Source organism: Kosakonia sp. Marseille-Q7440, assembly GCF_965119485.1.
In genome coordinates, this window is the sequence record NZ_CBCPLT010000001.1 from 2,317,302 (window position 1) to 2,331,410 (window position 14,109).

The 14,109-nt window shown below is 56.9% G+C and carries 12 protein-coding genes; 4 read left to right on the top strand and 8 right to left on the bottom strand.

Annotated features, from left to right (window positions below; genetic code table 11):
• Window positions 1-386: 386 nt before the first annotated feature.
• On the bottom strand, window positions 387-1,820 hold the full coding sequence (locus ACWPW2_RS10750; RefSeq protein ID WP_454122923.1) for a glycoside hydrolase family 32 protein: 1,434 nt from the start codon (window positions 1,818-1,820) through the stop codon (window positions 387-389).
• Window positions 1,821-1,838: 18 nt separating this feature from the next.
• Complete coding sequence (locus ACWPW2_RS10755; protein WP_023478711.1) at window positions 1,839-3,080, bottom strand: MFS transporter; 1,242 nt, start codon at window positions 3,078-3,080, stop codon at window positions 1,839-1,841.
• A gap of 224 nt (window positions 3,081-3,304) precedes the next feature.
• Between ACWPW2_RS10755 and ACWPW2_RS10760 the strand changes: the two genes are divergently transcribed.
• The gene (locus tag ACWPW2_RS10760) at window positions 3,305-4,312 is read left to right on the top strand and encodes a LacI family DNA-binding transcriptional regulator (RefSeq protein WP_454122925.1); all 1,008 of its coding nucleotides are present in this window, start codon (window positions 3,305-3,307) and stop codon (window positions 4,310-4,312) included.
• 99 nt (window positions 4,313-4,411) lie between these two features.
• Here the strand turns inward: ACWPW2_RS10760 and ACWPW2_RS10765 are convergent, their stop codons facing one another.
• The 5 genes from ACWPW2_RS10765 to ycgZ all read right to left on the bottom strand — a co-directional run bounded on the left by ACWPW2_RS10765 (window position 4,412) and on the right by ycgZ (window position 6,910).
• Window positions 4,412-5,320: a flagellin N-terminal helical domain-containing protein gene (locus ACWPW2_RS10765; protein WP_454122927.1), complete on the bottom strand. Its 909-nt coding sequence runs from the start codon at window positions 5,318-5,320 to the stop codon at window positions 4,412-4,414.
• 139 nt (window positions 5,321-5,459) lie between these two features.
• Window positions 5,460-5,768 (bottom strand): monooxygenase, encoded by a 309-nt coding sequence (locus ACWPW2_RS10770; RefSeq protein WP_454122929.1) that lies wholly within the window; start codon window positions 5,766-5,768, stop codon window positions 5,460-5,462.
• A gap of 121 nt (window positions 5,769-5,889) precedes the next feature.
• On the bottom strand, window positions 5,890-6,165 hold the full coding sequence (locus ACWPW2_RS10775) for a biofilm development regulator YmgB/AriR family protein (protein WP_023478767.1): 276 nt from the start codon (window positions 6,163-6,165) through the stop codon (window positions 5,890-5,892).
• Window positions 6,166-6,202: 37 nt separating this feature from the next.
• The gene (locus ACWPW2_RS10780; RefSeq protein ID WP_051372085.1) at window positions 6,203-6,394 is read right to left on the bottom strand and encodes a hypothetical protein; all 192 of its coding nucleotides are present in this window, start codon (window positions 6,392-6,394) and stop codon (window positions 6,203-6,205) included.
• A gap of 276 nt (window positions 6,395-6,670) precedes the next feature.
• Entirely contained in the window at window positions 6,671-6,910 is a 240-nt protein-coding gene (gene ycgZ, locus ACWPW2_RS10785; protein WP_023478790.1) for a regulatory protein YcgZ, read from the bottom strand.
• A 298-nt stretch (window positions 6,911-7,208) separates the two neighbouring features.
• Between ycgZ and ACWPW2_RS10790 the strand changes: the two genes are divergently transcribed.
• Together ACWPW2_RS10790 and ACWPW2_RS10795 are read left to right on the top strand one after the other, a co-directional pair.
• Window positions 7,209-8,429, top strand: coding sequence for a diguanylate phosphodiesterase (locus tag ACWPW2_RS10790; protein ID WP_454122931.1), 1,221 nt, complete (start codon window positions 7,209-7,211; stop codon window positions 8,427-8,429).
• A gap of 91 nt (window positions 8,430-8,520) precedes the next feature.
• Entirely contained in the window at window positions 8,521-9,255 is a 735-nt protein-coding gene (locus ACWPW2_RS10795) for a MerR family transcriptional regulator (protein ID WP_023478757.1), read from the top strand.
• Window positions 9,256-9,264: 9 nt separating this feature from the next.
• Here ACWPW2_RS10795 and ACWPW2_RS10800 read toward each other — a convergent pair whose 3' ends face one another.
• Window positions 9,265-11,088, bottom strand: a complete 1,824-nt coding sequence (locus ACWPW2_RS10800; RefSeq protein ID WP_454122933.1) for a glycoside hydrolase family 15 protein — start codon at window positions 11,086-11,088, stop codon at window positions 9,265-9,267.
• Window positions 11,089-11,194: 106 nt separating this feature from the next.
• Here ACWPW2_RS10800 and ACWPW2_RS10805 point away from each other — a divergent pair, with 106 nt between their 5' ends.
• Complete coding sequence (locus ACWPW2_RS10805; protein WP_454122935.1) at window positions 11,195-13,588, top strand: phosphoketolase family protein; 2,394 nt, start codon at window positions 11,195-11,197, stop codon at window positions 13,586-13,588.
• Window positions 13,589-14,109 lie beyond the last annotated feature (521 nt).

The window sequence follows — 14,109 nt, forward strand, 5'->3', positions numbered from 1 at the left end:
ACGTCTTGCTGTGTGTTCGAAATCGCTTAATAAGTGAAATATTTCTGCAAAAAAAGCCGCTGATTAATTGAAGCAGCGGTTTCTGATCGTGTTATTTCTCGCGGAGAATATGGTTTCCGGCAGGTGCCCAGCGCCATGCATCAATATGATTCTCTGCGCATACTTTCCCGACAATTTGCTCATACGTACAGCCCCCTGATTTGGGGGCTGTAACAAGATAATCCCGTGGGTACTCTACGCCGCCGATCGTATGGCGTCTAATGATATATATCAATCACTTGAGTACTCTCACCTTAACGTCAAACAATTTGCGTTAGGGCGTTGTGCGAAGCGCTTTATACCCATCATTAAAAAACTCCACGCGCGGACGTGGCGTTTTCGCTCTCTTACGCCAGCGGCCAGGCCCCGGCTTCAATTACGCGCGCCGACCCGCTCCACGCAAACAGCGCGAGCGTGCGCTTGTCAGCGTCAGGATAGATGCGGCTGCTGAGGCACGCCTCACCGTCGTTGACAAACACCTCAACTGACGAGCTGTCGAAGAAGAGACGCAGCTCCAGCGACGCGTTGATATCAACCGGCACGCTGCGCATCCCGCACAGCCCATACTGCGGATAGTGACGCGCCAGCACCAGGCGCTGCATCTGCGCATCAACGTAGACGCGCAGTCCCTCGCCGAGGCTGACGCCATACTGCTCCGCGCTGCTGTTAGCGCACTCCCAGCGTAAAAGTACTTCCAGCGCTTCGCCGCTCTCCGGCAGCGTGATTTGCTGATTCTCAAGCCGCGTAACCGGCCACGGCATCCACGCCCCGCGCAGGGTTTCCACCTCTCTTGCCGGACGCATTTGCACGCGATTATCCGCGCTCAGGGTCACTTCGCGCGGCAGCGACAGCATCCCGGCCCAGCCATCCTGCTGCTCCGGCAGCGGCGATTCCCACATATCCAGCCAGCCAATAACAATCCGCCGCCCATCAGGGGTCAGCAGGCTTTGCGGGGCATAAAAGTCATGGCCGTGATCCAGCTCGGTAAACTCGCTCTCGCGCACAAAAGGTTCGCCCGGCTGCCACTGGCCGAGAATATAGCCGCTCTGGAAGAGATTACGGTTGTTGTAGCCCTGCGCCGCGATGCCTTGCGGCGAGAACATCAGCACCCGTTTGTCGCCAAGGGTGAAAAAGTCCGGGCACTCCCACATAAAGCCGAGCGCTTTTTCCGCCTCATCCAGCACGCCGGCGTCCTGCCACTCGCGCAGATCGTCGGAGCGGTAAAGACGAACATGACCCGTTTCGCCGTCGCGCGCGCCGACGACCATGTACCACGCATCCCCTTCCCGCCACACTTTTGGATCGCGAAAATGGTGCAGGCCGGGCGGCGTATCCAGCACCATCCCATGACGTTCAAAATGGATGCCGTCGCGGCTGGTGGCCAGACACTGCACCTGATAAAGGTTGGCCTCATCCGTGGCATCGCCGTGAAATTTATGCCCGGTGTAGATCAGCGCCAGCGTGTCGCCATCGACCACCGCCGAGCCGGAAAAGCAGCCATCTTTATCAGCCGGGCCTTCAGGGGCCAGCGCCACCGGCAGATGCTCCCAGTGCAGCAGATCTTTACTGCGCGCATGCCCCCAGTGCATCGGCCCCCACTGCGTGGAGTAAGGGTGATGCTGATAAAAGGCGTGGTACCAGCCATCAAACCAGGCCAGCCCGTTCGGATCGTTCATCCAGCCTGCGCGCGCCGCGAGGTGGTAGCGCGGATACCAGCGCAGGTTCAGGGTGTCTCGTTTGGCCACAAGCGCCTGTTCAGCGCCGGCAAGTAAATATGTCATAGTCGCTACTCTTTTCGGTTAAATGGTGGAGGGTTGCGGCATCAGCGGGTCAGAAGATGACTTACCGGAACGCAACAGGAAGATGGAGATAAAGGTGGTGGCGAAGACCAGCAGCCCCATGATCAGGTAGGACTGGGCAAAGCCATATTTCTCATAGCTGTAGCCCGCCAGCGGCGACAGCACCGAGGCGATCACCGAGCTGGTGCAGGCGAAGCCTACCAGGTAGAGGGTTGAAGAGAGGCGTTTGTCGAAGTGCAGGCTGTTGTACTTAAAGATCGCCACCAGCAGGATCGGCAACTCGACGGCGTGCAGCAGTTTGGTGATGGAGATAAGCAGCGGCCCCTCCACCAGCCCGGAGGCGATCATGCGCATCGCCATCACCATGCCCGCGAAAATCAGGCCGTTTTTCGCGCCAATCCTGTTTACCAGCCACGGCGCGCAGAACATGCCCGCCGCTTCAAGAAACACCTGGAACGAATTGAGGTAGCCATACATGGCGTTGCCCTCCTGCAACGTCGGGAACTGCGACGAGAAATAGACCGGGAACTGCTGGTCGTAGACGCCGTAAATACAGGTGCCAATCACGAACAGCACCAGCGCCCAGAAACGCGGCAGCGTCAGTAAACCCAGCGCATCGGCGAGAGTTACCTTCCCGCCGCTCACTGCCTCCTGCATCGCGTGCGGCGCAGAGGAGACTTTTAAGCGCGCCAGCAGCACAAAGAAGATCAGCCCGGAGGCGCTTGCCACCGCGAAGTTGAGTTTCGGGTTGATGTTAAACAGCAGACCGGCAAAAAAGGTCGCCACCGCCCAGCCAAGGGATCCCCACATCCGCGCTTTACCAAACTCAAACTGGCTCTGGCGCGCAACGCGCTCGGTGTAGGACTCCAGCACCCCGATGCCGCCGTTAAACGTTAAGCCGATATAGATGCCGCCAAACACGCTGCCGAGCAGGATGTTGATCTGTAACAGATAGCCAAATAGCAAAAAGGCCGGGCCGGAGAGCGCCAGCATAGCGGTCAGATACCAGAGCAGGTTTTTGCGCAGGCCGAGCTTGTCCTGAATAAAGCCATAACAGATCTGCGCAAACAGCGCGGAGACGGAGAGCACGGCGTAAATGATCCCGGTATCCCCCGCTTTTAAGCCCACCTCCTGATGAAGCCAGATGGAGAGCAGCGAGCCGGAAGCGGACCAGGTGACAAAAAAGAAGAACAGTAAGGCACTGAGCAGTGGGTAGCTGTGAGCGTGATGGGCTTTCATCATGACAGTCTCATATTGGAGTTGTGCAGCGATGATAACGTTAACATTGTGCGTCACTCATGGGGTTCTGCTGAGATTCATGATGTTAATCACAAGAGTTAACGTTAACATAACAGGAGTGAGAGGGAGATCAAACTCCGCGCCTGTGACGAAAGCGCAAATACGTTACGATAGCGCCCTCTCTGGCCGCAGTGATTGCGCAAGTAAGCCCGCATGGAGTAACAGATATGGCGTCTCTGAAGGATGTAGCAAAACTGGCGAATGTCTCGCTGATGACGGTCTCGCGCGCGTTGAACAGCCCGCAACGCCTCAAGCCGGAGACGCTGGCGCGGGTGCAGGCGGCGATTGAGCAGACCAATTATGTCCCGGATCTCTCGGCGAAAAAGATCCGCGGCGCGCACGCCTCGCCGAAAACCATCGGCGTGCTGGCGCTGGATACCGTCACCACGCCCTTCTCGGTGGAAATTACCTTATCGATTGAAGAGACCGCGCGGGCGCACGGCTGGAACAGCTTCGTGATGAATATGTTCACCGACGACAATCCGGATGCGATTGTGGATCTGCTGCTCTCCCACCGGCCCGACGGCATTATCTACACCACCATGGGGCTGCGCCAGGTGCCGCTGCCCGCCAAGCTGCTCACCCTTCCCTGCGTGCTCGCCAACTGCGAAAGCCTGCACGATCAGGTCGCCAGCTATATTCCCGACGATGAACAGGGCCAGTACAGCGCGGTAAAAGCGGTGCTGGAGGCGGGTTACCGCCAGCCCCTTTGTCTGCATCTGCCCGAACCGCTGCTTGCCACCGCGCGTCGGCGTAAAGGGCTGGAGCGTGCCTGCCGCGAAGCCGGGGTCAACCCGGACACCCTTACCCACCGCTATATGGCGCTGGGTGACGAGCATTATCGTGACATTCCGGCGCAGGTGCTGGCACATATCCACGCGCAAAAGCCGCAGTTCGATTCGGTGATCTGCGGTAACGACCGCATTGCGTTTATGGTGTATCAAACGTTACTCGCGCAGGGGCTGCGCATTCCGCAGGATGTGGCAGTGGTTGGCTACGACAACATGGTGGGCATCGGCGAGCTGTTCCTCCCTTCCCTTGCAACGGTGCAGCTCCCGCATTATGAGATAGGGCGCCTGAGCGCCCTGCATATTATTAACGGCACTGAACACAAGCAGACCACGCGGGTTGCCAGCCCGTTTCTGCTGCGTGATTCGGTGCTGGCGGCTGATTAGTTTACTGCTTTGCCCAAGCTTTACGCCTCGTTAGCCACAAACCAAAAATCCACGCATAAGCGTGGATTTTTTATCATTCAACTAACGGGCCCTACGTCATTAACGCAGCAGCGACAACATGGTCTGCGGCACCTGGTTGGCCTGCGCCAGCACGGACGAGCCCGCCTGTTGTAATATTTGCGCCCTGCTCATATTTGAGACCTCCGTACCATAGTCGGCGTCATTTATTCGGCTGCGCGCAGCGGAGAGACTGGTCGCCGCCTGGTTGAGGTTGTTTATGGTCGATTCAAAGCGGTTCTGAAATGCCCCGAGCGAACTGCGTTGGGTATCGACGGCTTTTATCGCATCGTCAATGGCGGCAAGCGGATTATTGAGTATCGCACCGCTGTAGGGGGTGACGGTGCCATGGAGCACATCAAAGCCCATTGCTTTTACGCTACGCGCGCTACCGTGAATAAATTCGCCAGAGACTTCGCCAATCGAACCGGAATTTGCCCCCAGGTTATAGTCATCGCTGCTACCTATCGTGAGAACAATCTCTTCGCCATCATCAGCACCCACCTGGAAGCCGTAACCAAACGAACCAGAGCCGCTATCGAGAATTTTGATGCCGTTAAAGTCTGTCTGGCGGGTCACGCGGTTAATCTCGGCCATACGTTCATTCACTTCCGACTGAATAGAGTCGACATCGGAGGCAGAGTTAGTGCTATTTTGCGCCTGCACGGCCAGATCGCGGATACGCTGCAAGTTGTTATTTATTTCGCTTAATGCGCCTTCAGCCGTTTGTGCCAGCGAAATAGCATCGTTGGCATTTCTTGCGGCCACGCCCATGCCGTTAATGCTGGAGGAGAAACGGTTGGCAATCGCCTGGCCCGCAGCGTCATCTTTCGCGCTGTTAATACGCAGGCCGGAGGATAAACGCTGAATTGCAGAGCTTTGCGCCGCCTGGGATTTATTAAGGTTATTTTGGTTGATGAGTGACAGCGTATTGGTATTGATGACGGCCATGCTACAACTCCTTGTAGAAGTAGATTAAAACCAGCGGTGCGGTTATCTATTAGCATCGGCACGAGCATCGAAAACTTTATGCTCATTAAGCAGATTGCGGTAACAAGCGCGATGAAGGCTCGCTACCGCATAACAAAATTTACCCCAGCTGGCCGTGATTTAGCCTTGTCAGAGGCTCATTGACGTCAAACAGTTTGACGGTGATGTTAGTGGCACCAAACTGTTTTAACCGCTCCATATGTTTATCCATATAGCGCTGCGCGTTCGCTTCGCTGTCGAAGAGATAGATTCCTCCCGCTTCCTGAGCGAGCGCATTTTCGGTCCACACTTTCCACAGAAAGCCCGGCTCCTGATTGATTGATTCGGCCAGCTCCATCAGCTGCTGCGACATTTCATCGCCAAACGGGCCGTTAAAATCGAAGTAAATCTGCACTACTTTACTGGCCATACTATCCTCCGTGATGGCATGTTTATGAGCCTGTCGACACTATTTCATCGCTCGCGTAATAGCAAAAAAAAATCCACGCCGGAGCGTGGATTTGCTGTCAGAGCAGGTGATGCCAGTACGGTTAAATATCGTCCGTTGTATGATGTACAACGATTTCCAGGGTGTGGCGTACAATATCGCTTTTCACCACATCCTCTGTGGTCTCGATCATCTTGATCAACTCCAGGATCAAGGCTTTATGGGTAATACGTTCACCGGCTGCCATAACACCACGAATCGCCGCGCCCAGTACCACAGACTCCTCTGCGAGCGTCTCGCCACCGCTGCGAAAATACTCAGCAAGCGAGAGATCAGGCAAATTTTCATATTCGTGTGAATCCAGCAAAACCTGGCTCATCGTTTACCCCGTTTTTTAGTGATAATAACCGTGTCTGTTAATGTTTTTTCGAACTGCTGGCGCTGTTGTCGCCAAACAGCTGGAAAACGTTATCCCTGCTCTGCTCATCCCACTCATCGCGCTCGCTTCCCTTATCGCGCCTTAACGAGGCAAAATTATTGTTGCTGATTTCAGCAATAATCCGCCCCAGCATCTGCCGCCGCTGATTGTCCTGCTCGCTGGCCTCCATCGACCGCAGCCTGTTAATCAGCGCACGTGTGCTAATGGGTGAGTTATCTTTCAGAAGTGACAATACTGCCACTCCGATAAGTTCATCTGTCAGTTGCTCTATTTCACTACTATTCATAACTGCATCTCGGGTTGCCGCTACTTGCCGAACTGCAATTGCGGCATGAAGCCAATTCTCCCTTGGGGACGATTAACTTTTCTGCACGCGCATGAAGCGCTTCATCACCCCGCGAGAATTGACTCAAAAGCCAAAAGTATTGCCGTTGGTCAAACTCTGTTAGCGATCGAAAAGCAGGCCAATAAGCGTGTGATAGTGGCTCTCCTCTTCCGGACCAGAAGCCTGCTCCAGACGGCTCAGCAATTTAGTACAAATTGCCTTGCGGTTCAGGTTGCGTCCTTCGCTCAGGATCTCAACGGCGATCTGTCCCAGCGTCTGCTGCTGAGTCGGGAGTGATGCCTTGTTGAAATAGCGGGTAATGGCATTAGCTGTATTCGGAAAATAACCGTTCTGCTGCATATGTCACTCCTCAAATAGTCCATTAACTTGTTAAAGTAACGTTAAAGTTATACAAAAAACGCCGGTTTGTACATAGTAATTGTACAAGTTTGTTAGCCATCTAATGAATATTTCACAATCTTTATATTTATCAGGTAATTATAACCAGGAAAATTTTTACGCGGTTGAGCAAGGTTGTACAAGCTGAAAAGCCGCGTGTACAAGCGGCACAAACAGCATAATTCTCTGCTAAATCAAGGGAGACGAGGTACTTTGCATCTGGTAGTGTGAGCGCTCATTCACCCGTTTCGGAACGCTTATGCTCACCACCCTCATTTACCGCAGCCATTTTCGCGACAACGTATCGTTTTCGATGCTTGAAGGGATGGTTGAAGCGGCCAATCAAAAAAACAGCCAGGCCAACGTAACAGGCATTCTGCTGTTTAATGGCACCCACTTTTTCCAGCTGCTTGAAGGGCCGGAAGAGACGCTGGATCCGATTTACAACGCCATCTGCAATGATGAGCGCCACTTTAACGTTGTGGAGTTGCTGCGCGACTACGCACCGTCACGACGCTTTGGTAAAGCCGGGATGGAGCTGTTTGATCTGCGCGCCTACGACCGGGAAGAGGTGCTGCAAACGGTGCTGGATAAAGGCACCTCAAAATACCAGCTTATTTATGACGATCGCGCGCTGCAGTTCTTCCAGACCTTTGTCGAAGAGGGCCAGAAAGAGAACTACTTCGAGATCCCGGTCGACGACGAGTGGGAGTTCGTTCCCGACGGCAGCGCCGTTACCCTGCCCGCGTCCGTTGCCGCTACCAGCACCGACTGCCGCTTTGCCTTTCAGCCGCTGATCGATCCCTTCGCCCGGAAAGTGGTAGCGATTGAAGCCCTGCTGCGTACCCCTTCTGGCGATGCGCCGCAGGCCTACTTTGAGGGCCTGACGGGCGATGACCTCTATAAAGCCGATCTTGAGAGTAAGAAAGTGGCGTTTGCAATGGCCACCGCACTCGATATTGGCGCACAGACTCTCTCGGTTAACCTGCTGCCGATGACGCTGGTTGAAGTGCCCGGCGCGGTCGAATTTATCCTGCGCGAAATTGAGGCTAACGGCCTGGTGCCGGAGCAGATCATTGTGGAGTTCACCGAGAGCGAGATCATCTCGCGCCTGGAAGAGTTCACCGAAGCGGTGAAATTACTGAAAGGAGCCGGGATCCGCGTGGCGATTGACCACTTTGGCGCCGGCTTTGCGGGCCTGCTGCTGCTGGCGCAGTTCCAGCCGGACCGCATCAAAATCAACCGCGATCTGATCCAGGATGTGCATAAAAGTGGCTCACGCCAGGCAATTGTGCAGGCGATCATTAAATGTTGTACATCCCTTGAAATTCAGATCTCCGCCGTCGGTGTCGAGAAAGCTGAAGAGTGGATGTGGCTGGAGTCGGCGGGTATCTCCCAGTTCCAGGGCTACCTCTTCGCGCGCCCGGACATCAACGGTATTCCAGCAGTCTGCTGGCCAGAAAAACAGGACGATGCTTAATCGCTCCTTAAGTAAAGCTGTACAAAGTGCTTGTACAGCCTGCAAGGCTTAACTAGGCTTTGCGGGTGTATATCGGGGTTACGAGGAAGTCATGGCGTTTTACAGTATTGGCGAAGTGGCAGAACGGTGCGGAATTAACCCCGTCACACTTCGCGCATGGCAACGTCGTTACGGTTTGCTAAAGCCCCAGCGCAGCGAGGGCGGCCATCGTCAGTTTGACGAAGCGGACATTCTGCGCATTGAGGCCATTAAACGCTTTATCGAAAGCGGCGTCTCGGTCAGTAAAGTGAAAGCGTTGCTGGATGAGACGCCCGTCGGCGTCGAGCAGGGCTGGGCAAAAGTGCAGGAAGATCTGCTGGCAACCCTGCGCCAGGTTAACCCGGCCAGGCTGCGCGCCATGGTGCTGGATATGGGGCGTAAATACAGCGTCGATCAGCTTATCGATGAAGTGATTATGCCAGTGCGCCTGCTGCTGGCGCGGGATCAGAACACCGCGCGGGTGATCTTAAGCCTGCTTGACGGCGTACTGATCGACTTTGCCGTTACCCGCCTGGCGCTCAATCGCCAGCAGGAAAGCAAAGAGGCACTGTTTATCGCGTGGAACAATGACGATCGTACGCGCCTGTGGCTGGAAGCCTGGCGCTTCTCGCAGCAGGGCTGGTCGCTGGATGTGCTCGCCGATCCGCTCGACTCCCCGCACCCGGAGTTTTTCCCGGGAAAGCAGCTGGTGGTCTGGACGGGCAAAGCGCTGACCCAGCGCCAGTCGCAGCAGTTTACCCACTGGCAGGAGCAGGGCTTCGCCCTCACCTTTCACGGCCCGCAGTAAACCGCAGCCTTACGGCTGCCAGGTTTGCTGATTCCCGGACATCTTTTTATCCAGGTAAAACGCGGCGCTGATCAGCGCCAGATGGGTCAACGCCTGCGGGAAGTTGCCGAGCGGGAAGCCGCGCTCATCAAACTCCTCGGCGTACAGCCCAAGGTGGTTGGCGTAGTGCAGCAGCTTCTCAAACTCAATGCGCGCCTCATCGACAAAATCCGCCCGCGCCAGGCATTCGACATACCAGAACGAGCACGGAGCAAAATAGCCCTCCTCCCCCTGGAGCGAATCCGCCGGGGTCTCCTCCTGCAAATAACGCCGCACCATGCCATCGCGCATTAACTTTGTGCGAATGGCGTCGAGCGTTGCCAGCCAGTCGGGATCTTTGGCGCCGATAAAGCGAAACAGCGGCATCAGCAGCATCGAGCCATCAACATCGCTGCCGTTGCGCGTTGAGGTAAAGTGACCCAGCTTCTCATTCCAGAAGTTATGCCAGATATCGTCGCGGATCTTCTGCCGCGTCGCCTCCCAACGGGCAAACGGCATTGAGAGCGACCGCTTGGCACCCAGCCGCAGCGCGCGGTCGAGCGCCACCCAGCACATCAGGCGCGAGTAGAGAAAGTTCTCCGGCTCGCCGCGCATCTCCCAGATGCCGGCATCGGGTGAATCCCAGATCTCGCAGACATAATCCACCAGCCGCATCACATGTTCCCACGCGCGATGGGAGATGTTGTCGCCATATTTGGTCGTCAGATAGACGGCGTCCATCAGTTCGCCATAGATATCAAGTTGCAGCTGTTTATAGGCTTCGTTGCCTTTGCGCACCGGCCTGGAGTTGAGATAACCGGCGAGGTGCGGCAACTCCTCCTCGGTGAGATCGGTTCCGCTGTCGAGGCGATACATCACCTGCAACTTTTTCGGGTCGAACTTACTGTTCTCCATACAGCTGCCGATCCATGCGCCGAAGGCTTTTGCTTCTTCGACGTAGCCCAGGCGGATCAACGCATAGCAGCTGAAAGAGGCGTCGCGCAGCCAGGTGGCGCGGTAATCCCAGTTACGCTCGCCGCCGGGCAACTCCGGCAGGCCAAAGGTCGCCGCCGCGGCAATCGAGCCGTAGCGCTGAGAGGTGAGCAGCTTCAGCACCAGCGAAGAGCGCGTTACCGCTTCGCGCCAGCGGCCGCTGTATTTGCTCTGCGCCACCCAGCTTTGCCAGTAGGCGAGCGTGCGCTGGCGCATCGCCGCCACCTGTTTTAGCGCCGCATGTTTCACTTTGCTGTCGCCGAGCACAAAGGTCGCCGTTTCGCCCGCTTTCAGGCTGAACTCCCCTTCGACCAGCCCTTTTTTCACCTGCAAGGTTTCGGATGAGGCCAGCGTCAGCGCTGCCCCTTTCTTGCCTTTGAAGTGATAAACCCGTTTATCCTCCTTCACCTCCGGCACGTCGCTGGCGTAATTGAAGCGCGGCGAGCAGTGAAGCTTAATTGTCGCCTCGCCATAGATAAGGGTGATTTGCCGCACAATCAGCGGGTTGGCTTCGTCATCCTCGTTGATGGCGATAAAGTCCGTCAGCTCCACCATCGTCTCATTCGAGAGCCAGCGGGTTTGCAACACGTTGGTATCCGGCAAATAGTGCTGAATGGCGCGCCAGCCCTCGCCCAACGGCGCAACGGAGAAGTAGCCGCCCCGTTTAGCATCAAGCAGCGAGCTAAAAACGGAGGGGCTGTCGAGATTGGGCCAGCAGAGAAAATCAATCGCCCCTTCAACGGTCACCAGCGCGCAGGTCCGCAGGTTGCCGATAATGCCGTGTTTATCAATCACGGCGGTGGTCTGAGTGTCGGTTTTCATTCGGATCCTTATGCGTGCGGTTACGCTTTAAGCGTAGGTGACGCAAAGGGTTCCCGCATCTGTGCCAGGCTTAACAGGAACTCATTTCACTGACGCGGAGAAACGCATGACGCAATACGCCTCACTTCCCGATGATCAACTGCAACTGATCGACCGCTACTGGCGCGCGGCCAACTACCTCTCTGTCGGGCAGATCTACCTGATGGATAACCCGCTGCTGCGCGAGCCGCTTAAGCCTGAACATATCAAACCGCGCCTGCTCGGCCACTGGGGCACCACGCCGGGGCTGAACTTTATCTATGCTCATCTCAACCGCGCCATTCGCCAGCACGATCTCAATATGATCTACATCTGCGGCCCCGGGCACGGCGGGCCGGGCATGGTGGCGAACACCTGGCTTGAGGGGAGCTACAGCGAGATCTACCCGCAGGTGAGCCAGGACGCGCAGGGGATGAAAACCCTCTTTCGCCAGTTCTCCTTTCCGGGCGGCATTCCAAGCCACGCCGCACCGGAAACGCCGGGGTCGATTAACGAAGGCGGCGAGCTGGGTTACTCCCTCTCCCACGCCTTTGGCGCGGTGTTTGATAACCCGTCGCTGATTGCCGCCTGCGTGATTGGTGACGGCGAAGCGGAGACCGGGCCGCTGGCGTCAAGCTGGTTCGGTATTAAATTCCTCAACGCCGCGCGCGATGGCGCGGTGCTGCCGATCCTCCATCTCAACGGTTATAAAATTGCTAACCCGACCATTCTCGGGCGCAGCAGCGACGAAGATCTGCTGCATCTGTTTCGCGGCTACGGCTACGAGCCGCTGATTGTCAGCGGTCATGAGCCGGAGAAGATGCACCGCCAGATGGCGCAGACGCTGGAGCAGGCGCTGGAGCGTATTCGCCACTATCAGCAGCAGGCGCGTAGCGGTGAAGCCGCTGAAGATTTACCGCGCTGGCCGATGATTATTATGCGCAGCCCGAAAGGGTGGACCGGGCCGCAAACGGTGGATGGTAAAAAAGTGGAGGACTTCTGGCGCGCGCACCAGGTGCCGGTCTCCTCCTGCCGGGAAGATGACGGCCACCGCCAGATCCTCGAAGAGTGGATGCGCAGCTATCAGCCTGAGGATCTTTTTGACGAGCAGGGGCGGCTGCGCCCGGAGCTGGCCGCGCTGGCACCGGAGGGTGACAAACGTATGGGCGCCACCCCGTGGGCCAACGGCGGTCGCCTGCGCCGCGAGCTTAATACGCCTTCGATTGCCGATTATGCCGTTGATGTCACTTCGCCCGGCGAGACGCAGGCGGAATCCACCGCCGCGCTCGGGGCTTATCTGGCGGGAATATTCCAGCGCAACCGGGATAACTTCCGCCTGTTTGGCCCGGACGAAACCGCCTCGAACCGCTTAAGCAAAGTGTTTGATGTCACCAGCCGCACCTGGCAGGAGCCGGTGAAACCCTACGATGAGCAGCTTGCCGCCGATGGCCGGGTGATGGAGATCCTCAGCGAACATCAGTGTCAGGGCTGGCTTGAGGGCTACCTGCTCACCGGGCGGCACGGCCTGTTTAACTGCTATGAAGCCTTTATCCATATTGTCGATTCAATGTTTAACCAGCACGCCAAGTGGCTGAAAGTGACGCGCAAACTGCCGTGGCGTGAACCGATCTCATCCCTTAACTACCTGCTCTCGTCTCACGTCTGGCGTCAGGATCACAATGGTTACAGCCATCAGGATCCCGGTTTTATTGACCACGTGGTGAATAAGAAAGCCGATATTGTGCGCGTCTATCTGCCGCCGGATGCCAACACCCTGCTCTGCGTGGCGGATCACTGCCTGAAGACCTGGGATCGCATTAACGTGATTGTCGCTGGCAAGCAGCCTGCGCCACAGTGGCTGAATCTTGAAGCGGCGCAGAAACACTGTGCGGCGGGTATGGGGATCTGGCACTGGGCGGGCACCGTCGCTGAAGGCGAAGAACCGGATGTGGTGATGGCCTGCGCCGGTGATGTGCCGACAATGGAGACGCTGGCGGCGGTCGATCTGCTGCGCGACTACTTCCCGGATCTGCGCATTCAGGTGGTGAACGTTGTCGATTTGATGGCGCTGCAAACGGAAGAGCAGCATCCGCACGGCCTGAGCGACGAGGCGTTTGACGCCATCTTCACGGCGGATAAACCGGTGATTTTTGCCTTCCACGGCTACCCGAGCCTGATCCATCGCCTCACCTATCCGCGCAATAATCACCGCAACTTCCACGTGCGCGGGTTTATGGAGGAAGGCACCACCACCACGCCGTTTGATATGACGGTGATGAATGAGCTGGACCGCTTCCACCTGGCGCAGGAGGCGATTGTGCGCACCCCCTCTCTGCAAGGCAAAGCGGATGCGGTGCTGGATGAGCTGGCGGAGAAGATCGCCGAGCATCACCGTTACGTGCGCGAGCACGGGGAAGATTTACCCGAAGTTCGCGGCTGGAAATGGCCCTCCGCCCAGGGCGACGGCGGTGCCCCCGAGTAACCTCTGCAACCGCCCAGGCCGGATAAGGCGAAGCCGCCATCCGGCATGGGCGTGGCGGGAATAATGCCGGATGGCGCGTAAACGCTTATCCGGCCTACGCCGTTTCAGCGGGCTCCGGTTTGGTAGGCCGGATAAGGCGTAGCCGCCATCCGGCAATCGATGACGCAGGGATAATGCCGGATGGCGCGTGAACGCTTATCCGGCCTACGCGGTTCCAGCAGCGACAGTTTTTCATTGGACGTCCATCTCACAGCGACGGTGTTGACCCCCGCTGAAATCGGCGAACCGGAGCGTGAATGACAAGGTCTGGACGCCATGGATGGCGGACAGAGGCGAACCGAGACAGGGAGCGAATCCCCGTAGGGGTGAGCAAGTCGAGTCGAGCCGGCCGCAGTCAGCCACGCGGGAGGTGAGCGCAGTGCGCAGCACCGATTTCCTTGCGGGGCCGCGGGGATTGATAAGGGGAGCGCGGCCGCTTCCCTTATCCCGTTCACCGCACAAGAGATTAATGAAACTCCCGA

Bases quoted from the DNA above. Each gene is read 5' to 3' on its own strand.
- ACWPW2_RS10750 (WP_454122923.1), bottom strand. From the start codon at position 1,820: ATGACATATTTACTTGCCGGCGCTGAACAGGCGCTTGTGGCCAAACGA.
- ACWPW2_RS10755 (WP_023478711.1), bottom strand. From the start codon at position 3,080: ATGATGAAAGCCCATCACGCTCACAGCTACCCACTGCTCAGTGCCTTA.
- ACWPW2_RS10760 (WP_454122925.1), top strand. From the start codon at position 3,305: ATGGCGTCTCTGAAGGATGTAGCAAAACTGGCGAATGTCTCGCTGATG.
- ACWPW2_RS10765 (WP_454122927.1), bottom strand. From the start codon at position 5,320: ATGGCCGTCATCAATACCAATACGCTGTCACTCATCAACCAAAATAAC.
- ACWPW2_RS10770 (WP_454122929.1), bottom strand. From the start codon at position 5,768: ATGGCCAGTAAAGTAGTGCAGATTTACTTCGATTTTAACGGCCCGTTT.
- ACWPW2_RS10775 (WP_023478767.1), bottom strand. From the start codon at position 6,165: ATGAGCCAGGTTTTGCTGGATTCACACGAATATGAAAATTTGCCTGAT.
- ACWPW2_RS10780 (WP_051372085.1), bottom strand. From the start codon at position 6,394: ATGGAGGCCAGCGAGCAGGACAATCAGCGGCGGCAGATGCTGGGGCGG.
- ycgZ (WP_023478790.1), bottom strand. From the start codon at position 6,910: ATGCAGCAGAACGGTTATTTTCCGAATACAGCTAATGCCATTACCCGC.
- ACWPW2_RS10790 (WP_454122931.1), top strand. From the start codon at position 7,209: ATGCTCACCACCCTCATTTACCGCAGCCATTTTCGCGACAACGTATCG.
- ACWPW2_RS10795 (WP_023478757.1), top strand. From the start codon at position 8,521: ATGGCGTTTTACAGTATTGGCGAAGTGGCAGAACGGTGCGGAATTAAC.
- ACWPW2_RS10800 (WP_454122933.1), bottom strand. From the start codon at position 11,088: ATGAAAACCGACACTCAGACCACCGCCGTGATTGATAAACACGGCATT.
- ACWPW2_RS10805 (WP_454122935.1), top strand. From the start codon at position 11,195: ATGACGCAATACGCCTCACTTCCCGATGATCAACTGCAACTGATCGAC.